This is a genomic window from Streptomyces sp. NPDC048258, from assembly GCF_043201995.1.
GTDB lineage: Bacteria > Actinomycetota > Actinomycetes > Streptomycetales > Streptomycetaceae > Streptomyces.
Genome location: NZ_JBICZH010000015.1, coordinates 185,939 through 207,563, shown reverse-complemented (window position 1 = coordinate 207,563; position 21,625 = coordinate 185,939). Strand labels below are relative to the sequence as shown.

The window sequence follows — 21,625 nt, the reverse complement described above, 5'->3', positions numbered from 1 at the left end:
CCTACCCTGCCCACTACCCGGCTCTTCAGGCGATCGGGGTGTCAGGAATCGGGCGAGCGCAGGACGCGCAGGTGTCCGCGGCGGGTCTCGCCGGTGGCCGGGCCCCCTTTGCCGGGGCCCTTGCCGGACTCCGTCCGGGCGGAGCCCCAGGCCCCGGCCGCGCGCTCGGGCGGGCGCGCCGCCTCGCGTACGGCGTTGGCGAGGGCTTCGAGGTCGTCGCCGCTGGGGCGCGACGGCGCGGAGCCGTCGGACAGGCGGACGACTTCCCAGCCGCGCGGGGCGGTCAGGCGCTCGGAGTGCTCGGCGCACAGGTCGTAGCAGTGGGGTTCGGCGTAGGTGGCGAGCGGGCCGAGAACTGCGGTCGAATCGGCGTAGACGTACGTCAGTGTCGCGACGGCAGGGCGGCCGCACGCAGTGCGCGAACAGCGACGTACAAGGCTCACGACGTTGGACGGTACCGCACTCTTGACCGGGCCGCGACGACTCTCCCGCCGCTCACTCCCCCGTGTCGTACCGGGGGCTACCCTGCGGGGGTGACCGACAGCCCCCTGACTTCCCGCCCCGCCGAGCCCCCCGCCGAGCCTCGACCGCGTCGCCGGGACCGGCACGGACGCGGGATGCGCGGGCCGGTGGCGCCGCCGCAGGTGCCGCTGTCGGCGAGCCGGTCGGAGCTGTTCGGGGACCTCGTACGGGACTCCGTGGAGCGGCTGGAGCGGCGCTGGCCGCAGCTGGCCGAGGTGGAGTTCCTGGTCGGTGACGTGCCGGGACCGCCGGGCGGCGCGGACGGCGGCTGGAACGACGAGGCGGTGCCGCTGGGCGCGGTCGCGGAGCCCCGCCAGGGCCAGCCGGCCCGGATCGTGGTCTTCCGGCGGCCGGTGGAGATCCGTACCAAGACGCGGGACGAGAAGGCGCTGCTGGTCCACGAGATCGTGGTGGAGCAGGTGGCGGAGCTGCTGGGCCTCTCGCCGGAGACGGTGGACCCGCGCTACGGCGAGAGCTAGGCCCTGTCCGGTAGCGCGGGACGGCGGGGTCAGCGGATCAGCGGGTCAGGACCGACAGGTCCTGCGTGGCCCTGGGGACCGAGACCGTGGAGTGGTCGTCCGACAGGGTCTGGACGGTGAACATCGCGATGCCCTCGTGCGGGAGTGACAGGGTGCGGGCCGCGTGGACCGGGCCGCCGGAGAGGGTCTCGACGGTGAGGGCGTAGGACCCCTTGCGCGGGCCAGTGCCGGCGGGGGCCACGGCCACCGTCTGGGTGGTGCCCGCCTTGACCGTCACCTCCTGGGAGGACGCGTCCCCGCCGCCGGTGCCCGGCGAGGCCGTCACCTTGACCTTCGCGTCCTGGTCGCCCGCCGCCGTCAGCGACAGGACGGTCGTGTTCTCCTCCGGCCGGTTGTCGGCCACGGTCGCCCGCGCGCCCACGGGCGCGGCCGCCGGGACGAAGCCCAGCTCCTGCTTGGCGCCGCTGCCGCGCACCACCCGTACCGCCGCGACCAGCGGGGAGGCCTTCTTGGCGTCCACCGGGGTCAGCAGCAGCGAGCCCGGCTCGCCGCGGGTCACGTCCTTGAGGTCCGCGCTCGCCGTCATCCCGGCCTTGACGTGCAGTTGTTCGTTGCCCGCCGGGGTGATGGCCCCGCCCGGCCCGGACAGCCGGATCTTCAGGTCCGCGTCCTCCTCGCCGGGTACGAACGCGACCAGCCTGACGGAGACGGCGTCGGCCGGGATGCCCGGCAGGACCAGTGAGCCCGCCGGGTCGGTGGCGGCCGGCAGCCAGTCGGCGCCCACGCCCTCCTCGCCGACCTGGACGGTGGCGCCGACCCGGCCGGCCCGGGTCGTCACATGGGCGGTGGCGTCCGCGAGCTGGGCCCCCGGGACCAGGGAGGAGAGCAGGACGGACTTGCTGGACTTGGGGTCGATGCGGATGTTCTCGCTGGTGCCCGCGTCGGGCTTGGCCACCCCGTCCGGGCCGAAGAGCTTGATGTCGACCACGGCCGCGGCGTCGTCGGGGTTGGTGAGGTGGACGTAGTCCTCGCGCCCCTTGGCGGTGCTCACCCCGGGGAACCAGAAGTCGGTGCCGGGCGCGGTGCAGCCCGCGCCGAGGACGCCCCGGGCCCGGCCGACGGCGACCTTGGTGGTCAGCTGCGCGGTCCAGCCGGGGGCGAGGATCCCGTCGGCGCTGCCGGTCAGCGCGGGCGCGTCGGCGCCGGAGGCGGTGGCCCCGAAGGGCTTGCCCGCCTCCTTGGGCTCCAGCACCGGCTTGGCGTCCTTGGTGGCGCCGAGCAGCCGGGCCGAGCCCTTGCCCTCGGCGGATCCGGCCGCGCCGGGGGTGAACGCCGTGTACGTGGTGTCCGCGATGTCCGAGGAGCTCGGCGCCGGGCACACGAGCAGGGACCGCTCCACCGGCATCCGGGCGGCGGCCGCGGCCTTGCCGTCGGCCGCGGTGCCCCCGGCGGCGGGGGCGGTGAGGGCGGCGATGCCCGTGAGGGCGGCCAGCGCCGCGGTCACGGCCGCCAGCGTCAGGGGTACGCGCTGCTTCACTGCTGGGGGCTCCCGTCCGGACGCGGGTCGTACTGTCCGTAGGTGTCGTACGGGTAGGGGTACTGCTGCTGGTCCGGGTCCCGGACCGGTTGCTGCTGCTGTTGCTGTTGCTGCTGGTACGGGTACTGCTCGTACTCCGGGGCCTGCGCGTACGGCTGCGGCGGCTGCTGCTGGGGCTCGTAGGCGTAGCCGCCCTGGTCCGGGTAGGGCTGGTAGGCGTACGCGTCCTCCCCGTACGCCTCTTCCCCGTACACCGGCTGCGCCGGGATCTCCGCGTACGGGTCGGCGGACACGGCTGCCTCCACCGGTACGGGGGCGGGCTCGGCCTCGGCGCGCAGGCGGCGGGCGCGGCGGCCCTCGCCGGCCTCGCCCGGGCCGGGCGTGCCCGGGACCGCGGCGTCTTCTTCGGGAAGGTCGTCGTCGAGGCGCTCGCGACGGCCGGGCAGGGCCATGACCAGGAGCACCAGGGCCAGGACGCCCTGCGCCCAGTGCCAGACGGTCCGTACGAGGGAGTCCTCGTGGACGAGGTCGAGGCGGCCGGCGTCGGCGGGCAGTTCGAAGCCCTGCGCCCAGCCGTCGAGGGTCTTCGGCGTGAGGGGCTTGCCGTCGAGGGTGGCCCGCCAGCCGGAGTCGGCGCGGTCGGCGATGCGCAGCACGCGGCCCGCCTCACCGGCCGGGATCTTCCCGTGGGCCTCGACGGGGCCGGCGGCGACCGGGATCGGGGCCTCGCCCTGCTTGCCGGAGACGATGACGGCGCGGGGCAGCCAGGGCTCGACGCCCCAGAGCGCGGTGCCGTCCTGCTGGTGGCGGCGGCTGAGGCCCGGGGTGGCGTCGAGGACGCGGCGGATCTCCTCGGGGCCGCCGGGGCGGAACATGACGAAGCGGATGGCGTAGGCGCTGAGCTGGCTGGACTGGTCGGCGCCGGAGCCGGCGACGAGGTTGGAGACGACCTTGTCGAGGCGGGGGTCGCTGCCGGTCCGGGCGGCGGTCTCGGCGTCGCCGAGGCGGCCTCCGGAGCCGCGGACGAGGCTGTAGGACACGGTGGCGGGCGGGTCCACGGCGAGGATCAGGGTGCGGGTCTGGTTGTCGTCCCCGCCCGCCTCGGCGACGAAGGCGGGCACCTGCACCGGGTCGCGGCGCTGGAGCGGGCCGTCGGCGCCGGCGACCAGCCAGGCGGCCGCGGCGAGCAGCGGTCCGGCCGCCGCGGTGAGGGCGATGAGCGCGGCCAGGGGCTGGCGCCAGCCGAAGCTGCGGGCGGCGACCCGTTCCTTGGCGCCGTCCGCGCCGAGCGCGGCGGCCGTCAGCAGGGCGAGACCGTAGACGAGGGTGGCGGGTCCGGCCCAGCCGGTCCGGTTGACGAGGACGGCGAGGAGCAGGGCCGCGAGGGCGGTGGCCCAGGCGGTGCGGACGGCGAACCGCCGGTCGGTCCGGAGCAGGGCGGCCAGGGCGGCCAGGACGATGCCGACCAGCAGCACGCCGCCGGTGGCGCCGGGGCCGCCGGGGCTGGTGCCGAGCAGGTCCAGGGCGGAGGCGGAGCCGGTTCCGTAGGGCAGTCCGGCCTCGTGCAGCAGGCGGCCGGGGTTCGTGAGCAGGCCCAGCGACCAGGGGGCGAGCACGAGGACCGGGACGGCGAGGGTGGCGAGCAGCCGCGGTCCGTACGTCTTCCACTGCGTGCGGCGCATGACCAGCGCGGCGGCCCCGAGGGCGGCGGCGAGCGGCCAGACGACGGGGGTGAAGGCGGTGGCCAGGGTCAGCAGGAGGGTGTATGTCCACACCGCGCGCCAGCCGGTCCGTTCCCCGTCGGCTCCGCCGAGGGCGAAGGCGGCGACGGCGGAGCGGGCGATCAGCGGGAGCAGGACGGCGAGCACGGCGGTGCCGAGGCGGCCGCCGGCGAGGGCTCCGGTGACGGCGGGGAGGAAGGCGTAGGCGATGGCGGCCCAGGCGCGCAGCAGCCGGGATTCGACGAGCGGCCGGGAGGCGAAGTACGCGGTGAGTCCGGCGAGCGGGACGGAGCCGACGAGCAGCAGGGTCAGGGCGGCCTGGGTGGAGCCGAAGAGCAGGGTGGCGAAGGCGCCGAGGACGGCGAGGTACGGGGGTGCGGCGGCGGTGGAGCCGGTGGAGACGGGCTGCCAGCCGTCGGTGTAGGCGCGCCAGAGCTCGGAGCCGCTGTCGGGGGCGGGGAGCAGGGCGCCGCCCATGAGGGAGCCGCCTCCGATGAGGGAGCGGCAGGCGGCGAGGGAAACGAGCAGGAGGAGGCCGAAGAGGACGGGCGCGGGGTTGCGGCCGATCCGCTTGAGGCGGGCGAACCGCTCGGTGACCAGGAAGTCGTCCTCGCCGGGCGCGTTGAGGATGCTGCCGCCGCCGTGCCGGCCGGCGGGGGCGGCCTCGGTGTCGCGGCCGTCGGCGAAGTAGCCGGCGAGCTGTTCGGCGTTGGCCCGCAGGGAGGCGCCCGGCGGGGGGAAGAGCGGGCGCAGGTCGGCGGCGGGGACGACGGGGCGTCGGCGGCGCCCCCGGGCGGCGAGGATCCGGCCGGGGCGGAGCAGGGTGGCCAGGAGGCCGGTGATCTCGTCGACGGCCTGGCCGGGGGCCTTGCCGACGAGGTAGGCGAGGGTGCGCAGCACGGTGCCGAGCAGGACGCGCAGCAGGACGTAGGGCAGGGCGCGGCCGGAGCTGTTGGCGAGCATCGTGTAGACGGCGGCGGCCTTGTCGACGCGGTGCGGGCTGGAGCTCGTACGGCCCGCGCAGTCGACGGTGCGGCGTTCGCGGGCGGAGGCCTCGGCGTGGCGCATGACGGCGTCGGGGGCGACGAGGACGGTGTGGCCGGCGCTCTGGGCGCGCCAGCAGAGGTCGACGTCGTCGCGCATGAGGGGCAGGCGTCTGTCGAAGCCGCCGAGGGCGTCGTAGACGTCGCGGCGCACCAGCATGCCGGCGGTGGAGACGGAGAGGACGGGGCGGACCTGGTCGTGCTGGCCCTGGTCCTGTTCGCGGCGGTCGAGTCCGGTCCAGCGGCGGCCGCTGCGGGCGATGGTGACGCCGGCTTCGAGGAGCTGCTTCTTGTCGTACCAGCCGCGCAGTTTGGGGCCGATGACGGCCGCCTCGGGGTTCTCGTCGGCGACGCGGAGCAGTTCGGTGAGGGCGTCGGGCTCGGGCGCGCTGTCGTCGTGCAGGAGCCAGAGCCACTGGACGGGGTCGCCGTGGGGGAGTTCGGGGAGGTCGTACGCGTCGTCGCGCCAGGTGCGGCTGACGGGGTCCCAGCCGCTGGGGCGCTTGAGGTACGGGAGGTCCTCGGGGGTCAGGGTGCCGGCGGTGCGGGCGGACTCGTCGACGGCGGTGCCGAATCCGGTGCGGCGGGCGAGGTGCAGGACGCGGTCGTCGCCGAAGGCCTCGGTGAGCAGCCGCGCGGAGTCGTCGGCGCTGCCGGTGTCGGCGGCGATGTGGTTCTGCGCGGGGCGTTCCTGGCCGAGGAGGCCGGCGAGTGTCCGGGGCAGCCAGCGGGCGCCGTCGTGGGCGACGAGGACCGCGGTGACGACGTGCCGGGGGAACTCGGGTGTGGCGGGGGCCTGATAGGAGGCCGCCGACTGGCTGTGCAGGGACATCGCGCTACTGGCCCTCCGGCCTGGGGGTCCCCCCGGACAGGGTCCGGTGAGGAGGGTCCGGGGGTGGTGTGCCCTCGGAGGCTGCTGGACAGCGCCCCACACTAACGGCTGGAAAAGCGACGGTCCGCCTCCTGCGGGGAAGGTGCGGGAGGCGGACCGTTTGCTCTGCTCGTTGCTCTGCTCGTTGTTCTGCTCAATGCCTTGCGGGTCGGGCAGTTCGATATGTCGTGCGATGTGCGGTAGGTGCCCGGCGGGACGTGCCCGGGGGGTATCAGACCGCTGCCTTTTTCAGCCGGCGGCGTTCGCGCTCGGACAGTCCGCCCCAGATGCCGAATCGCTCGTCGTTGGCGAGGGCGTACTCAAGGCATTCGGAGCGGACTTCGCAGGCCAGGCAGACCTTCTTGGCCTCGCGGGTGGAGCCGCCCTTCTCGGGAAAGAAGGACTCGGGGTCGGTCTGGGCGCACAGAGCGCGCTCCTGCCATCCGAGCTCCTCGTCCGCCTCCTCGACCAGCAGTTCCTGAAACAGCTCGGTCATGTGCGCCCCTCGCTCTGTCTGTGCGTCCCCGTGGTGTTGCCGTTACTGATCGCTACGTAACGACACGAGTGAAATTACAAGTGTGTGGCTCCGGCGCAGTCAAGCCGAGATCTGCTATTGGGCCCCTTATTCACTCTGCGGAACCAAGCCTATGCAAAAAGTGTTCATATCGCCAAAAATCGTGACACATGCCACGGGCGTCACGTGATGCCCGGCTTTACCCGTATTCCACGCGTCACTCTGCGGTGGGGTTGCGATCCGGCCAAAGAAGCGGCGCAGATCACATTCCGGTCACGAAGACGGCGGACCTGGTTTGAGCTCGGTTGCAGCGCCACATCCCCCGGGGTCGCATGCACAAACCTTTCTCCCCGCACAGCAACCGGATGAGGTGAAACTTTTCCCCCAAACCAGACATTGGGTTGACAGTCCGACCCCGGACCCGCTCTCCTTGTTCCCATGTCAGCGAGCGCAGCCACCACCCGGACCCCCATTCGTGGGTTCCTGTGCGCTGCCCAGCTTCGCTGTTGCTGTTGCAGCTGTTGATGCCCCCGGAGCCCCGGCTCCGCACCGCTCCAGCCAGCCCCCGCAGCAACCGCCAGCACCACTGACATCCGTCGAGGTATCCCCACGATGAACAGCGCCGCCACCCCCGCGAACACCGAGAGCGACCTCCAGATCGCCGGCGACATCCTCGCCGTCCAGCACCTCCTCCAGCCCGCCCGCGAGCACCCGGCCACCGTCGCCGAATTCGCCGGCCTCGCCCGCTCCATCGCCGAGGACCGCGCCTCCTGGGAGCACCTCGTCCGGTACGACGCCACCACCCGCTGGTACCACCGGCTGCGCACCGGCCCCGGCTACGAGGTCTGGCTGCTCAGCTGGGTCCCCGGCCAGGGCAGCGGCCGGCACGACCACGGCGCCTCCTCCGGCGTCCTGACCGTCCTCGACGGCGAGCTCACCGAACACCACACCCGCGGGCGGCTCGCCCTCGGCGCGGGCTCCCAGCGCGTCTTCGCCCCCGGCTACGCCCACGAGGTCGTCAACGACTCCCTCGAAGGCGCCGTCAGCCTGCACGTCTACTTCCCCGGCCTGACCGAGATGCCGATGCACAGCTGCTCCCCGGCCCGCCCGGAGTCCGTACCCGCCTGACCTGGGCCCGGCGGCCTGACAGTCCCACCCGTCGCCCGACCACCACCCCTCAACGACAGCCTGCGGCTGACAGACTGCCTGTATGCGCATTGTTGTTCTGGCCGGCGGTATAGGCGGCGCCCGGTTCCTCCGCGGACTCAAGTCGGCAGTCCCCGACGCGGACATCACGGTCATCGGCAACACCGGTGACGACATTCACCTGTTCGGGCTCAAGGTGTGCCCCGATCTGGACACGGTGATGTACACCCTCGGCGGTGGCATCAACGAGGACCAGGGCTGGGGCCGCACCGACGAGTCCTTCACCGTCAAGGGGGAACTCGCGGCGTACGGGGTCGGACCCACCTGGTTCGGCCTCGGCGACCGCGACTTCGCCACCCACATCGTCCGTACGCAGATGCTCGGCGCGGGCTACCCCCTGAGCGCCGTCACCGAAGCCCTCTGCGACCGCTGGCAGCCCGGGGTACGGCTGCTGCCCATGTCCGACGACCGCGTCGAGACCCATGTGGCGGTCACCGACGCCGGCACGGGCGAGCGGCGCGTCATCCACTTCCAGGAGTACTGGGTCCGGCTGCGCGCCGCGGTGGACGCGGAGGCCGTCGTCCCCGTCGGGGCCGAGCAGGCCAAGCCCGCGCCGGGCGTGCTGGAGGCCATCGCGGCCGCCGACGTGATCATCTTCCCGCCGTCGAACCCGGTGGTCTCGGTGGGGACGATCCTCGCCGTGCCCGGCATCCGGGACGCCGTGGCGGCCGCCGAGGCGCCGGTCGTGGGCCTCTCCCCCATCGTCGGGGGCGCGCCGGTCCGCGGGATGGCCGACAAGGTCCTGGCCGCGGTGGGCGTGGAGTCCACCGCCGCCGCGGTCGCCCGGCACTACGGGACCGAGCTGCTCGACGGCTGGCTGGTGGACACCGCCGACGCGGACGCCGTCGCCGAGGTGGAGGCCGCCGGGATCACCTGCCGCGCGGTGCCGCTGATGATGACCGGCCTGGAGGCCACCGCCGAGATGGCCCGCGCGGCGCTGGAGCTGGCCGAGGCCTCGCGGTGACCGCGGGGCACCCTTCCGCCGGGCACGGTCCCTCGTACGAGGTGCGGGCCGTCGACGGGATACCCGAGGTCAGGCCGGGCGACGACCTGGCGAAGCTGATCACGGTGGCCGCGCCCGACCTGCGGGACGGGGACGTCCTGCTGGTCACCTCGAAGATCGTCTCCAAGGCCGAGGGCCGCATCGTGGAGGCCGACTCGCGCGAGGACGCGATCGACGCGGAGACCGTACGGGTGGTCGCGCGCCGGGGCCCCCTGCGCATCGTCGAGAACCGGCAGGGGCTCGTCATGGCGGCCGCCGGGGTGGACGCCTCCAACACCGCCCCCGGCACGGTGCTGCTGCTGCCCGAGGACCCCGACGCCTCGGCCGCCGCGATCCGCGCGGGGGTCCGCGACGCGCTCTCCGTGGACGTGGGCGTGGTCGTCACGGACACCTTCGGGCGGCCCTGGCGCACGGGGCTGACGGACGTGGCGATCGGCTCGGCCGGGGTGCGGGTCCTGGACGACCTGCGCGGAGGCACGGACACGCACGGCAACCCGCTGAGCGCGACGGTGGTGGCGACCGCGGACGAGCTGGCCGCCGCCGGCGACCTGGTCAAGGGCAAGGCGGACGGGCTGCCGGTGGCCGTCGTACGCGGGCTGGCCCACGTGCTCGCCGAGGGCTCCTCGGCGCGCGACCTGGTGCGCACTCCGGCCGACGACATGTTCCGGCTGGGCACCTCGGAGGCGGTACGGGAGGCCGTGACGCAGCGCCGTACCGTACGGGCCTTCACGGCCGAGCCGGTGGACCCGGGCGCGGTACGCCGGGCCGTGGCGGCGGCTGTGACGGCCCCGGCCCCGCACCACACGACGCCGTGGCGGTTCGTCCTGCTGGAGTCCGAGGCCTCGCGGGTGCGGCTGCTGGACGCGATGCGGGACGCGTGGATCGCGGACCTGCGGGCGGACGGCAAGTCCGAGGAGTCCATCGCCAAGCGGGTGCGGCGGGGTGAGGTGCTGCGGAACGCGCCGTACCTGGTGGTGCCGTGCATGGTGACCGACGGCTCCCACGACTACGGGCACGCCCGGCGGGACGCGGCGGAGCGGGAGATGTTCGTGGTCGCGATGGGCGCGGGCGTGCAGAACTTCCTGGTGGCGCTGGCCGGGGAGCGGCTGGGCTCGGCGTGGGTGTCCTCGACGATGTTCTGCCGGGACGTGGTCCGTGAGGTGCTGGGGCTGCCGGACGACTGGGACCCGATGGGGGCGGTCGCGGTGGGTCACGCGGCGGAGCCGCCGCGGGAGCGGCCGGCGCGGTCTGCCGCAGACTTCATCCAGGTGCGCTGAGTCTGCGTCCCCAGGTCCTGTCCGGGCGGACGGGGCCTAGAGCCGGCCGATGTCCGTCCGCGGCATGCGGGGCATGCGGCGGGGCGGGGAGTGGCCCGCGAGGAGGACGAGGCGGGCGGCGCGGTGGCGCTGGCCGGCGTACGGGGCGAGGAGCTCCAGCATGGCGGCGTCGTCGGCGTCGCGGTCCCCGCCGAGGGCGTAGCCGATGATGCCGGGGAGGTGGAGGTCGCCGGTGGTGACGGCGTCGGGGTCGCCGTTGCTGCGCTGGAGGGTCTCGGCGGAGGTCCACGGGCCGATGCCGGGGACGGCCTCCAGCCGTCGCACGGCCTCGGGCAGGGCCATGGCGGCCGCCTCCTCCAGACGGTTCGCCACGCGGGCGGCCCGGACGATGGCCGCGGAGCGCTTGGCGTCGACGCCGGCCTTGTGCCAGTCCCAGGACGGGATCATCGCCCAGGTACGGGCGGCGGGCATGACGTGGAGGTGGAGGCCGAGGTCCTGCGGGCCGGGGGCGGGTTCGCCGTACTGGCGTACGAGGCGGCGCCAGGCGCGGTAGGCCTCGTCGGCGGTGACCTTCTGCTCCAGGACGGTGGGGACCAGGGACTCCAGGACCAGGCCGGTCCGGGTGAGGCGCAGGCCCGGGCGGCGGCGGTGGCTGGCGTGCACGAGGCGGTGGCGGGGGACGAAGACGGCGGGGTCGTCGCCGGCGCCGAGGAGTGCGGGCAGCTGCTCGAGGATCCAGTCGGCGCCGGGGCCCCAGGCTTCGGCGTGCACGTCCTGGCCGTGCGGCCGGGTCACGCGGAGGGTGGCGGGGCCGTCGGGCGTCCGGCTCGTCTTCCAGACCGAGCCGTCGGGGGTGGTGCGGAAGGTGGGGTCGGCGGGGCCGCGTCTGAGCGGGCCGAGGGTGAGCCCGAGGTCCAGGGGACCGTCGGGGGTCCAGCGGCGTTCCTTGGCGCCGGCGCCGACCCTGGTGCCGATGGCCGGGGGTACGTCGGTGCGGCCGCCGCGGACCGCGGTGCGGGTGAGGGGATCGAAGCGGCCGGCCATGCCTTGAGCGTAGCCCTGCGGAGCCCCTCCACCACCCCGCCCTCCACCACCCCGCCCTCCACCGTTCCCGGAGCTCCGCCCCGGACCCCTTGCCCCTACGGCGCTCCCCGCCCGCGCCTCAAGCGCCGGCGGGGCCGGAATCGCCCTGCGGGCAATCCGGCCCCGCCGGGGGCTACGGCCGGCCCTGGAGCTTCGCCGATGAGGTGCGGGTGGTCGGGAGCTTGCCGTACAGCTTCTTGCCCGGGCATTCCGTTGCGAAGCCGTCGCGGTGGCCCGAGATGACGTTCATCTTCACGTTCCTGCCCTTGGCGTAGAGGTTGCCGCCACCCGACTTCAGGGTCGCCTTCGCGCGCGGGTCCCTTCCGAAGAGGCCGAGCTTCCAGGCCGTGAGGCGGGCGACCGCGTCGACCGCCGCCGCCGGGGGCGCCGTGGACGTGTACGTGCCCAGCACCGCGACGCCCATGCTGTCGGTGTTGAAGCCCATGGTGTGGGCGCCGAGCACCGGCCTGGAGACGCCGCCCGCGCGGCCCTCGTACACCGTGCCGCACTTGTCGACGGCGAAGTTGTAGCCGAAGTCGCGCCAGCCGCTGCTGAGCACGTGGTAGCGGTACAGGCTGCGCAGCACCGCCGGGGCGTCCTTGCAGGCGTAGTTGTTGCCGGAGGCGCTGTGGTGGACGAAGGCCGCCTTCACGGTGTTCGTGTAGACGAAGCCCTTCTCGCGCAGGCTCTCGTCCGCGCCCCACCCCCTGCGGGTGACGATCCGCGGGCGCGGGCCGATGAACGGGGCGGCCGCCGCGCTCAATTCGCCCTCGCTCGCGTAGATCGCGTCGGCGGTGGAGTCGGCCTTGTCGAGGGCGATGATCTCGTTCGCGCCCAGCTCGGCGTGCGGGAGGTTGGCCGCGGAGGACTCGGCCATCTCCATCGTCAGGCCGGGCGCCACCAGTTCGCCCTTGTCGTCGCCCACGGGGCCGCCGTTCTTGCCGTCCGCCCCCGTACCGGGCACTTCCGCGCCCGGGTCGACCAGCTCGATCCGCATGCCCGTGGGGAGCCTGGACGGCGTGCGGGCGGACGCGGTTCCCGGTTCCGCCTGGACGCGGACCTCCACGCCGTCGGACTCGCCGACCCACAGCGGGGCGGTGGCGCCGCGGACCCGGCCGGAGCCGCGTTCCGCCGCGTCGGGGTCGGCCGCGTGCTCGCTGTTGTGGACCTCGACATCCTGCCAGCCGGACCAGGTGGAGGTCTTCGCGGAGCGGGTACGGACCTGGACGCTGCCGTGGAGCTGGGTCGCGACGTCGTCCCAGACGACGCCGACCAGCGAGAACGTCTTGACCTCGCGTGCGGCCAGGCCCTGCGGCTCGGGGAGGCGCGGCGAGGCGCTCATGCCGGGGACGCCGGGGGTCCGGTCCGCCGAGGGTCTCAGGGGGACGAGCGGCAGCGACTGGGTGGACCCGGCGGGGGTGACTGGGGAGGCCTCTGCCAGGGCCGGAGTAGGGAGCACGACGGGGAGGGCCAGTGCGGCAGCCGTCGCGACGCCGATCGAGGAAGCAAGGAATCCACGCATGAAAAAGATGGTGAGTACCGTCAGCACCCGGCGCCATCCGGGAGCTGACGCTCCGTCTGGCGCCGCGCCGGTACCCCTCCTCCGTACGGCGCAGTCGCGGGCCACCGTACGGGGTACGGGCCCGCGTAACCTGAGCCGGGTGAACTCCACTGACCGCACCCCTGCCGACCTGCTGCGATCCGCGCTCGCCGCCGATCCGGGCCGCCCGCTCGTCACCTTCTACGACGACGCCACGGGCGAGCGCGTGGAATTGTCCGTCGCCACCTTCGCCAATTGGGTGGCCAAGACCGCGAATCTGCTCCAGGGCGATCTGGGCGCCGGGCCCGGGGACCGGCTCGCGCTGATGCTGCCCGCGCACTGGCAGAGCGCCGTCTGGCTGCTGGCCTGCGCCTCGGTCGGGGTCGTCGCCGAGGTGGACGGGGATCCGGGCGACGCCGACCTCGTCGTCAGCGGGCCGGACACGCTGGACCGGGCCCTGGCGTGCGGAGGGGAGCGCGTGGCGCTCGCGCTGCGGCCGCTGGGCGGGCGCTTCCCGCAGCCGCCGGCCGGGTTCGCGGACTACGCGGTGGAGGTGCCGGGGCAGGGCGACCGCTTCGCCCCCTTCGTGCCGGTGGACCCCGAGGGGCCCGGGCTGGTCGTCGGCGGCGAGGAGCTCTCGTACGCGGAGCTCACGGACCGCGCCCGCGACGACGCGGCGCGGCTCGGCCTCGGGGAGGGCTCCCGGGTGCTGAGCGGGCTCGGCTACGACACGTGGGACGGTCTCTCGGCCGGGCTCTACGCCGCTCTGGCGTCGGGCGGGTCCGTGGTGCTGTGCCGGAACCTGGACCTGCTGTCGAAGGACGCGCTGGCGCAGCGGATCGAGAGCGAGCGCGTCACCCACACCCTTTAGGTCCGACAGGGCCCGGCCCCCCGGACCGTCCCGTCGCCGTCCGCGCGGCCGTCACTCAGACTGGTTAACAGCGGGAACGGGCGATTTGTCACCCACATGGCTCTAGACACGCCCCTGCCCCCGGGCCGCTCCCACGGCCCGGGGGCAGGATCGGCAGTGGCCGTGCTCACCCGTACGGCCGCGGTCGCATCGGCGAGGGGACGGACGCCAGTGACGGACAGCGCAGGCATACCGGGCGGGACCGAGACGGCCGGAGGCACCCCGAAGCCTCCGCGCAGCCGCCGGCGCCGACTCCTGCGCTGGATCGGACTCGGGGCGACCTTCATGGCCCTGACGGGCTCGGCCACCGGCTGGTGGCTCTACAACAAGCTCGACGGGAACATCACCGAGGACACCTCGGCGACTGCCGAGCTGCGGCGCTACGAGCACGACCGTCCGGCGCACTTCGCGGGCGGCGCCCAGAACATCCTGCTGATCGGCTCGGACTCGCGCTCCGGCAAGGACAACGCCCGGTACGGGCAGGACCAGAGCGGGCAGCGCTCGGACACCACGATCCTGCTGCACCTGCCGGCGGACCGGCGGAGCGCGACGGCGGTGTCGATACCGCGGGACCTGATGGCGGACATCCCCGCCTGCCTGATGGCGGACGGGAGCCGCACCCGCGAACAGTTCGCGCAGTTCAACTGGGCCTTCCAGTGGGGCGGGGCCGCCTGCACGATCCGTACGGCCGAGAAGCTCACCGGGATCCGCATCGACCACCACATGGTGATCGACTTCGGCGGCTTCAAGCAGATGGTGGACGCCATCGGCGGGGTGGAGGTCTGCCTCAAGCAGCCGGTCGACGACTCCGAGGCCAAGCTGCGGCTGCCCGCCGGGCGCCAGACCCTCCAGGGCGAGCAGGCGCTCGGTTTCGTGCGTGCCCGCTACAGCCTGGGCAACGGCAGCGACACGGAACGGATGGAGCGCCAGCAGCAGTTCCTCGGCTCGCTCGTCAAGAAGGTGCAGAGCAACGGGGTGCTGCTGAATCCGGCCCGGCTGTATCCGCTGCTGGACGCGGCGACCTCCTCGGTGACCACCGACCCGGAGCTGGCCTCGCTGCGCGGCCTGTACGAACTCGTACGGGGCGTACGGGACATACCGACCGACCAGGTCAAGTTCCTGACCGTGCCCCGCCGGCCGTACCCCGCGAACCCGAACCGGGACGAGCTGGTGGAGCCGGACGCGGCCCGGCTGTTCGAGCAGTTGCGGACGGACCAGCCGGTGACGGTCGCCCCGCCGAAGCCCGAGAGCGCGATCGAGCCGGTCGAGGCCCCGCCGAGGGGAGCGGCGCCGGCCGTGCCGGACGAGACCCCCGAGGGAACCGCCACGCCCCCCGCACCCGTCCCCACCTTCACAGGGACGACGGCGGGCATCGCCGACTGCCGGTAAAGCAATCCCAAAAGCCGGTGACCGAACCGAGTGGGATGGGTGGTTCGCCCCGTTATAAGGGGAGTGGAATTTGTCACCAGCATGGTTTGCAGCCGAACCTGACGGATAAGGTGAGCGATCCGGTGCCCCGGCCGGACCAGAGGCCGGGCACCAGCAGCCGGATCGTTGACCGTGCGCCTTGGGGGAGGCGCGTCGCGAGGCACCGACGGAGGATTCGAGCAACCGTGGATGCGCAAAGCCGTGGGCGGGCCGACGAGATCGACCCCGCAGACCAGTGGGTGCTCAATCCCCGCACAGGCCACTACGAACTGCGACTGGCCGACTCCGCTGCGCAGCAGCGGCCCACCGTCGGCGCCCCGCGCAGAGCGCCCTCGGCGCCCACCGCACCCTCCCCTGCCGTACCGAAGCCGCGGCGCGGCGACGGGCCGCCGCCCGGCGGCCGGCGCGGTGGCCGCTCCCGCAAGGGCGGAGGCGGCGGGCGGCGCAAGAAGGCGCTGCTCATCACCGGCGGGACGCTGGCGTTCCTGCTCGTCGCCGGCTCGGTGGGCGCGTACCTCTACTACGACCACCTGAACGGCAACCTCAGCGTCACCGACATCGCGGGCGCGGGCACCGGCGGCTTCAAGAAGGACCAGGCCATCAACATCCTGGTCATCGGCACCGACAAGCGCAGCGGTGCGGGCAACGAGGGCTACGGGGACAAGGACAGCGTCGGCCACGCCGACACCACGATCCTCTTCCACGTCGCCAAGGACCGCTCCAACGCCACCGCGCTGTCCATCCCGCGCGACCTGATCACCAACATCCCGTCCTGCCCGACGAAGCAGCCGGACGGCACGACGAAGGAGATCAAGGGCACGAGGGCCACGCGCTTCAACAACAGCCTCGGGCAGGAGGGCCGCGACGCGGGCTGCACCATGCGCACCGTCAAGGACCTCACCGGGATCGAGGTCGACAACTTCATGATGGTCGACTTCAACGCGGTGAAGACCCTGAGCACCGCGGTGGGCGGGGTGCCCGTCTGTCTGGAGAAGGCCGTCGACGACGAGGACTCCAAGCTCAAGCTGTCGGAGGGCGAGCACCGGCTGTCGGGCGAGCAGGCGCTGGCCTTCGTACGGACCCGGCACGCCTTCGGCAACGAGAGCGACCTGGACCGGATCAAGACCCAGCAGCAGTTCCTCGGCTCGATGATGCGCGAGATGAAGTCGAAGGAAACGCTGACGAGTCCGAAGAAGTTCTTCTCGCTCGCGGAGGCGGCCACCAAGTCGCTGACCGTGGACCAGGGTCTGGGCTCCATCGACAAACTCACCGACCTCGCGGGCGAGTTGAAGGACATCGACCTCAAGAACATCACCTTCACGACCGTGCCGGTCCTCGACAATCCGGACGAGCCGCCGAACCGCAAGGCCACCGTCGTCGTCAACCAGGCCCTGGCCGATCCGCTGCTGCAGATGATCCGGGGGGACGTCTCGCTCACGGAGGTCGAGAAGCAGGAGCAGGCCGCGAAGGAGTCGGCCGACGCGGACGCGAAGGCCAAGCAGGACGCGCTGCTCCAGGGCAACAAGGCGCCCGCCGCGGACGTACGGGTGGACGTGTACAACGGCGGTGGCCCCAAGGGCTCCGCCTCCACCACCTTGAAGTGGCTGCAGATCACCAAGGGCGTGCCCAAGGCCAGCAACCTCGGCAACGCGCCCGCGAAGGTCGGGGCCACGCAGCTGGAGTACGCGCCCAACCAGGCCGACCAGGCCCGGGCGCTGGCGGAGATGATGGGGCTGCCGGCCTCCGCGATGAAGATGGGGACCGCCGACGCCGGGGCGAAGACGCCGATGAAGCTGACGCTGGGCCCGGACTTCAAGGAGCCGGGCGCGCCGCTGGCGCCGCCCGTTCCGCAGGAGTTGCCCAAGGACGTCCAGCAGGCCCAGGCCGACAAGGCGATCTGCGCCAAGTAACGGGCCGCAGCAGGTAGTACCGGCACCATGCCGAGTCATCAGGATCTTTAGGGGGAGTACGCGTGAGGCACAGCAGCGTGCGGGGGGAGGGGGCGACCGCCCGCGCCGCCGGCGACACGTCCGACGCCACGTCCGGGGACATATCCGGCGGTGGTACGGGCGCCGCCGGATCGGTGCCGCCGCCCCGGGGCGGCTCCCGGGCCGCCCGCCGGGCGGCGGGCGGCCGCGCGGGCAGGCGGGGCCGCCGGCGCGTGCTGCGCTGGGTGGCCTCCGTGCTGTCCCTGCTCATACTCGGGACGGCGGCGGCCGGTTACCTGTACTACCGCCATCTGAACGGCAGCATCAAGACGGACCCGCTGAACCTCGGCGAGACCAAACTGGGCGGTTCCAAGCCCAACGCCTTCGGGCAGACCCCGCTGAACATCCTCCTCATCGGCTCCGACGCGCGCAACGACGCGGCGAACCAGGCCCTCGGCGGGGCGACGGACACCTTCGACGGACCGCCGCTGGCGGACGTGCAGATGCTGCTGCACCTGTCCGCGGACCGCAGCAACATGTCCGTGGTGTCGATGCCGCGCGACACGATACTGATGATGCCCAAGTGCACCGAGCCGAACGGCAAGGTGCACCCCGCCAGCAAGGGACTCGTCCAGACCAACGAGTCGCTCAGCCGCGGCGGGCCGGGCTGCACGGTCGCCGCCTGGACCGAGCTGACGAAGATACCCATCGACCACTTCATGATGATCGACTTCAAGGGCGTGGTCTCCATGGCGGACGCCATCGGCGGCGTCCCGGTCTGTGTCGAGCAGAACGTCCACTCCCGCACCCGGGACGGCAAGGGCTCCGGCCTGAAGCTGCCGGCGGGCACGAGCGTCATCCAGGGCGAGACGGCCCTGCAGTGGCTGCGCACCCGCTACGGCTTCGAGGACGGCACCGACATCGGCCGCACGCACGCCCAGCACCAGTACATGAACTCGATGGCCCGCGAGTTCCGCAAGAACGCCAAGCTCACCAACCCGGTCAAGCTCAACAGCCTGGCGCAGGCGGCCATCGAGGCCATGGTCGTGGACCCCGGCCTGAACAAGATCGACAAGCTGTACGACCTCAGCATGGAGCTCAAGAAGGTCCCGCCGGGGCGGATCACCATGACCACCATGCCGTGGGTCTACAGCACGAAGCCCGGCATGGACGGCCGGGTCGAGCCCATGGCGGGCGAGGCCGAGGACGTGTTCCGGATGGTCCGCGAGGACATCGCGCTCGACGGCAAGGGCTCGGGCTCGGAAACCCCCACGGCCGCCGCCTCCCCGTCGGCCGCCGCCACCGCCCCGACGCCCCCGGCCCAGGCGCCGACCACCGCCCCGGCCGCCCCTGCCGCACCGCCCGCGAAGATCGCGGTCGGCGTCCGCAACGCCACCGGCGGCAAGGACGGCGCCCAGGCCAAGGCCAAGGGCCGGGCGAGCGAGGTCGCCACGCTGATGACCGGCAAGGGATTCACCAAGGCCACCGCCGAGAACCAGACGGGGGCCGAGGACACCACGGTGGTCCGCTTCGCCGCCGACGGCCAGGCGGCCGACGCCGCCGCCGTGGCCACCGCGCTCGGCCTGCCGGCCTCCTCGGTGCAGAAGTCCGACGAGGTGTCGGGGATCACCGTGTTCGTCGGCAAGGACTGGCGGACCGGCGACGCGCCGACCCCGCCGCCGCCCGCCCCGACCAAGGCCCCGGACTCCGCCCACGCGCTCAACGGCGACAACGACAAGGCCTGCATGCCGATCCAGCCCGGGTTCACCTGGTAGGCGCGTACGCGAAAGGGGCCCGGCCGGGCGGCTGTGATCTGCGCAGCCGCCGCGCCGGGCCCCTCCGTACGTCTGCGTCTCAGACCTGCGAGGCGTCCTGGTGCACGGCCGGGCGGCGGCTCGCGATCAACTTGTTCGCGAGCGAGCGCGGGCTCGTCAGGAAGCCGTAGCCCCAGCACAGGTGCATGGTGGCGAGGGCGAGCGGGATCTGCGCCCGGGCCTTGAGGGACAGGCCCTTGCCCGCCGGGACGGAGCCCACGGCGATCGCCGCGAGGTAGCCGGCCGGAACGGCGAAGCCCAGCGGGGTGACGGCCACGCCCACGACCACGCCCGCCGCGATCGCGCAGACCAGGGTCGGCGGGGCCAGGTAGCGCACGTTGATGGAGCCCGCGTGGTAGCGGGCCACCACGTGCCGCCACCGGCCGTAGTCCTTGTACTGCTTGGCCAGGGCCCGTACGGAGCGCCGCGGACGGTACTGGACCTTCAGCTCCGGGGAGAACCAGATCAGGCCGCCGGCCTCGCGGATACGGAAGTTCAGCTCCCAGTCCTGGGCGCGGATGAACTCCTCGTTGTAGCCGCCCTGCTGCTCCAGCGCCTCGCGGCGGAAGACACCGAGGTAGACGGTCTCGGCCGGTCCCGCCTGGCCGCCGGTGTGGAACGGGGCGTTGCCGACGCCGATCTTGGAGGTCATCGCGGCGGCGACGGCGTCTTCCCAGGCGTTCTGGCCCTCGGCGTGCATGATGCCGCCGACGTTCTGCGCACCGGTCTCCTCCAGGAGGCGCACCGCGGTGGCGATGTAGTTCGGCGAGAGCATGCCGTGGCCGTCGACGCGTACCACGATCGGGTGACGCGAAGCCTTGATGGCGGCGTTGAGCGCCGCCGGGGTCCGGCCGGTGGGGTTCGGGACGGTGTGGACTCGGGGATCCTCGGCGACGAGCTCGGCGGCGATCTCGTCGGTGCGGTCCGTGGACGGCCCGAGTGCGATCACCACCTCCATCTCGCCCGCGTACTCCTGTTCCAGGATGTGGCGGACGGAGTCGCGGAGGTAGTGCTCCTCGTCGAGCACCGGCATGATCACCGAGACTGCGGGCTGCTGGGCGGGCATGTGGTCCTTCAAGGTCGGGTATCGGTGTCACGTTACCGCGTACGAGGGAACCGGGTGCGCGCCGAGTGAGCGGTACGGACAGATGCTGATCGTATGGGCCTACTGTTCTGACAAATCAGACCGATCTGGCCCGACCGTCGACCGGGCTCCCTGCTGATCCCCGCGGAGGTGTCCACCGTGCCCCAGCCGCACCGTCCCACCCGTCCCGCCAGGCCGCCCCAGCCGCAGCGCGCACGGCGCGGCGGTACGGGCGGCGGCCCGGCCCGGCGCCGGGGCGACAGACCCCGGTGGGGGGTACGGATCGCGGCCGGGCTGTCGGTGGTGGTGCTGGGTTCCGGGGCCGTCGGACACGCGGTGATGACCGGGCTGGACACCGGGATCGAGCGGGTGGACCCGTTCAAGGACATGAAGAACCGCCCCCAGGCCGGGCACGGCCTGAACTTCCTGCTGGTGGGCACCGACGGCCGGGACAAGATCAGCCCCGAGGAGAAGCGCGAGTACCGCCTCGGCGGGGCGCCCTGCCACTGCACCGACACGATCATGCTGGTGCACCTGTCGGCGGACCGGGAGCGGGCGAGCGTGATCAGCCTGCCCCGCGACAGCTACACCGAGATCCCCGAGCACCAGGACCTGGTCAGCGGCAAGCCTCACAAGGGGCACCCCGTGAAGCTGAACGCCGCGTACGCGGAGGGCGGGCCCAACCTGACCGTGCGGACCGTCGAGAGCATGACCCGGGTGAAGATCGACCACTACCTGGAGGTCGACTTCACCAGCTTCATGAAGACCGTCGACGCGATCGGCGGGGTCGAGATCTGCACCGCCAAGACCATGCGCGACGCGAACACCGGCCTCGACCTGCTGCCCGGCACCCACCGGCTGACCGGCGGACAGGCCCTGCAGTACGTACGCTCGCGCCACATCGACGGGGCCTCCGACCTGGGCCGGATGCAGCGCCAGCAGCGGTTCGTCGCCGCCCTGATCCAGCAGGCGACCGGCGGCGGGGTGCTGCTCAACCCGGTGAAGTTCAAGCAGGTCAGCTCCACGCTGCTCGGCTCGGTCCGGGCCGACACCGGCTTCGGCTCGGAGCAGATGCTCGCGCTCGGGCAGGCCATGCGGGACTTCACCCCGTCCTCCTCGGAGTTCGCCTCCGTGCCCGTCGGCGACCCCTCGTACCCCGTCAAGGGAATCGGCTCCACCGTGAAGTGGGACGAGCCGAAGGCCGCCAAGCTGTTCGAGGCGGTGCGGCAGGACCGGCCGCTCGCCCCCGCCCGGCCCGGGAAGGCGGGGGGCCGGCCGGCGGCGGTGCCGGTGGACGTGCCCCCGCAGCAGATCCGGGTCCAGGTGGAGAACGGGACCCGGATCGACGGACTGGGCGGCCGGGTCGACGCGGCGCTGCGCGCCACCGGCTTCGACACCACCCGGGCACCGGGCAACGGCGCCAGCCGCGAGGTCAAGCGCACGGTGGTCACGTACGACCCGCGCTGGGACCGCTCCGCCCGGTCGGTGGCGACCGCGCTGCCGGGCAGCGCGCTGCGGGCGGTGGCGGGCCAGGGCCGGACGGTGCTGGTGATCGCGGGAGCGGACTACCGCAAGGTGGTGCCGGTGCGTGCGGAGGACCCGTACCAGGGCGGCGCCGCCGGGGTGATCACGGGCGACGACGTGGTCTGCGGGAGCTAGGGCCGG

Annotated in this window: 16 protein-coding genes; 9 read left to right on the top strand and 7 right to left on the bottom strand. The window is 73.3% G+C overall.

Annotation, left to right across the window (positions count from 1 at the left end; all coding sequences use genetic code 11):
- Positions 1 to 41: 41 nt before the first annotated feature.
- Complete coding sequence (locus tag ACGFYQ_RS29755) at positions 42 to 443, bottom strand: DUF3499 domain-containing protein (protein ID WP_393749187.1); 402 nt, start codon at positions 441 to 443, stop codon at positions 42 to 44.
- A gap of 90 nt (positions 444 to 533) precedes the next feature.
- Here ACGFYQ_RS29755 and ACGFYQ_RS29750 point away from each other — a divergent pair, with 90 nt between their 5' ends.
- Positions 534 to 1,001 carry a metallopeptidase family protein gene (locus tag ACGFYQ_RS29750; protein ID WP_393749185.1) on the top strand — a complete coding sequence of 156 codons (468 nt, stop codon included), beginning with the start codon at positions 534 to 536 and terminating at the stop codon, positions 999 to 1,001.
- Between the two features lie 37 nt (positions 1,002 to 1,038).
- Here ACGFYQ_RS29750 and ACGFYQ_RS29745 read toward each other — a convergent pair whose 3' ends face one another.
- From ACGFYQ_RS29745 to ACGFYQ_RS29735, 3 genes are all read right to left on the bottom strand, one after another.
- The gene (locus ACGFYQ_RS29745; RefSeq protein ID WP_393749183.1) at positions 1,039 to 2,538 is read right to left on the bottom strand and encodes a DUF5719 family protein; all 1,500 of its coding nucleotides are present in this window, start codon (positions 2,536 to 2,538) and stop codon (positions 1,039 to 1,041) included.
- A complete protein-coding gene (locus ACGFYQ_RS29740) occupies positions 2,535 to 6,134 on the bottom strand; it encodes a glycosyltransferase family 2 protein (protein WP_393749181.1) in 3,600 nt (1,199 codons plus the stop codon). The genes ACGFYQ_RS29745 and ACGFYQ_RS29740 overlap by 4 nt, the downstream gene beginning before the upstream one ends.
- Positions 6,135 to 6,405: 271 nt before the next feature.
- Positions 6,406 to 6,669 (bottom strand): WhiB family transcriptional regulator, encoded by a 264-nt coding sequence (locus ACGFYQ_RS29735; protein ID WP_003983763.1) that lies wholly within the window; start codon positions 6,667 to 6,669, stop codon positions 6,406 to 6,408.
- Positions 6,670 to 7,299: 630 nt separating this feature from the next.
- On the opposite strand from ACGFYQ_RS29735, the gene ACGFYQ_RS29730 reads away from it, so the two are divergent.
- The 3 genes from ACGFYQ_RS29730 to ACGFYQ_RS29720 all read left to right on the top strand — a co-directional run bounded on the left by ACGFYQ_RS29730 (position 7,300) and on the right by ACGFYQ_RS29720 (position 10,173).
- Positions 7,300 to 7,815, top strand: coding sequence for a cysteine dioxygenase (locus ACGFYQ_RS29730; RefSeq protein ID WP_393749179.1), 516 nt, complete (start codon positions 7,300 to 7,302; stop codon positions 7,813 to 7,815).
- Between the two features lie 82 nt (positions 7,816 to 7,897).
- Positions 7,898 to 8,857, top strand: a complete 960-nt coding sequence (gene cofD, locus ACGFYQ_RS29725) for a 2-phospho-L-lactate transferase (RefSeq protein ID WP_393749177.1) — start codon at positions 7,898 to 7,900, stop codon at positions 8,855 to 8,857.
- Positions 8,854 to 10,173 carry a coenzyme F420-0:L-glutamate ligase gene (locus ACGFYQ_RS29720; RefSeq protein ID WP_393749175.1) on the top strand — a complete coding sequence of 440 codons (1,320 nt, stop codon included), beginning with the start codon at positions 8,854 to 8,856 and terminating at the stop codon, positions 10,171 to 10,173. The genes cofD and ACGFYQ_RS29720 overlap by 4 nt, the downstream gene beginning before the upstream one ends.
- A gap of 36 nt (positions 10,174 to 10,209) precedes the next feature.
- Here the strand turns inward: ACGFYQ_RS29720 and ACGFYQ_RS29715 are convergent, their stop codons facing one another.
- Together ACGFYQ_RS29715 and ACGFYQ_RS29710 are read right to left on the bottom strand one after the other, a co-directional pair.
- Positions 10,210 to 11,217 (bottom strand): DNA-3-methyladenine glycosylase family protein, encoded by a 1,008-nt coding sequence (locus ACGFYQ_RS29715; RefSeq protein WP_393749173.1) that lies wholly within the window; start codon positions 11,215 to 11,217, stop codon positions 10,210 to 10,212.
- A gap of 172 nt (positions 11,218 to 11,389) precedes the next feature.
- On the bottom strand, positions 11,390 to 12,778 hold the full coding sequence (locus ACGFYQ_RS29710) for a peptidoglycan recognition protein (RefSeq protein ID WP_393749171.1): 1,389 nt from the start codon (positions 12,776 to 12,778) through the stop codon (positions 11,390 to 11,392).
- 139 nt (positions 12,779 to 12,917) lie between these two features.
- Here ACGFYQ_RS29710 and ACGFYQ_RS29705 point away from each other — a divergent pair, with 139 nt between their 5' ends.
- The 4 genes from ACGFYQ_RS29705 (at position 12,918) to ACGFYQ_RS29690 (ending at position 18,837) form a co-directional block, all read left to right on the top strand.
- Positions 12,918 to 13,667, top strand: coding sequence for a TIGR03089 family protein (locus ACGFYQ_RS29705; RefSeq protein ID WP_393749169.1), 750 nt, complete (start codon positions 12,918 to 12,920; stop codon positions 13,665 to 13,667).
- 210 nt (positions 13,668 to 13,877) lie between these two features.
- Positions 13,878 to 15,095 carry an LCP family protein gene (locus ACGFYQ_RS29700; protein WP_393749167.1) on the top strand — a complete coding sequence of 406 codons (1,218 nt, stop codon included), beginning with the start codon at positions 13,878 to 13,880 and terminating at the stop codon, positions 15,093 to 15,095.
- A gap of 224 nt (positions 15,096 to 15,319) precedes the next feature.
- Positions 15,320 to 17,044 (top strand): LCP family protein, encoded by a 1,725-nt coding sequence (locus ACGFYQ_RS29695; protein ID WP_393749165.1) that lies wholly within the window; start codon positions 15,320 to 15,322, stop codon positions 17,042 to 17,044.
- 62 nt (positions 17,045 to 17,106) lie between these two features.
- Complete coding sequence (locus ACGFYQ_RS29690) at positions 17,107 to 18,837, top strand: LCP family protein (protein ID WP_393749163.1); 1,731 nt, start codon at positions 17,107 to 17,109, stop codon at positions 18,835 to 18,837.
- A 79-nt stretch (positions 18,838 to 18,916) separates the two neighbouring features.
- On the opposite strand, the gene ACGFYQ_RS29685 is transcribed toward ACGFYQ_RS29690, so the two are convergent.
- Positions 18,917 to 19,942, bottom strand: a complete 1,026-nt coding sequence (locus ACGFYQ_RS29685; RefSeq protein WP_393749161.1) for a glycosyltransferase family 2 protein — start codon at positions 19,940 to 19,942, stop codon at positions 18,917 to 18,919.
- 177 nt (positions 19,943 to 20,119) lie between these two features.
- On the opposite strand from ACGFYQ_RS29685, the gene ACGFYQ_RS29680 reads away from it, so the two are divergent.
- Positions 20,120 to 21,619 carry an LCP family protein gene (locus tag ACGFYQ_RS29680; RefSeq protein ID WP_393749159.1) on the top strand — a complete coding sequence of 500 codons (1,500 nt, stop codon included), beginning with the start codon at positions 20,120 to 20,122 and terminating at the stop codon, positions 21,617 to 21,619.
- Positions 21,620 to 21,625: the final 6 nt, after the last annotated feature.

Coding starts and splice junctions, on each gene's coding strand:
- ACGFYQ_RS29685 (WP_393749161.1), bottom strand. CDS start 19,942: ATGCCCGCCCAGCAGCCCGCAGTCTCGGTGATCATGCCGGTGCTCGAC.
- ACGFYQ_RS29735 (WP_003983763.1), bottom strand. CDS start 6,669: ATGACCGAGCTGTTTCAGGAACTGCTGGTCGAGGAGGCGGACGAGGAG.
- ACGFYQ_RS29710 (WP_393749171.1), bottom strand. CDS start 12,778: ATGCGTGGATTCCTTGCTTCCTCGATCGGCGTCGCGACGGCTGCCGCA.
- ACGFYQ_RS29715 (WP_393749173.1), bottom strand. CDS start 11,217: ATGGCCGGCCGCTTCGATCCCCTCACCCGCACCGCGGTCCGCGGCGGC.
- ACGFYQ_RS29740 (WP_393749181.1), bottom strand. CDS start 6,134: ATGTCCCTGCACAGCCAGTCGGCGGCCTCCTATCAGGCCCCCGCCACA.
- cofD (WP_393749177.1), top strand. CDS start 7,898: ATGCGCATTGTTGTTCTGGCCGGCGGTATAGGCGGCGCCCGGTTCCTC.
- ACGFYQ_RS29730 (WP_393749179.1), top strand. CDS start 7,300: ATGAACAGCGCCGCCACCCCCGCGAACACCGAGAGCGACCTCCAGATC.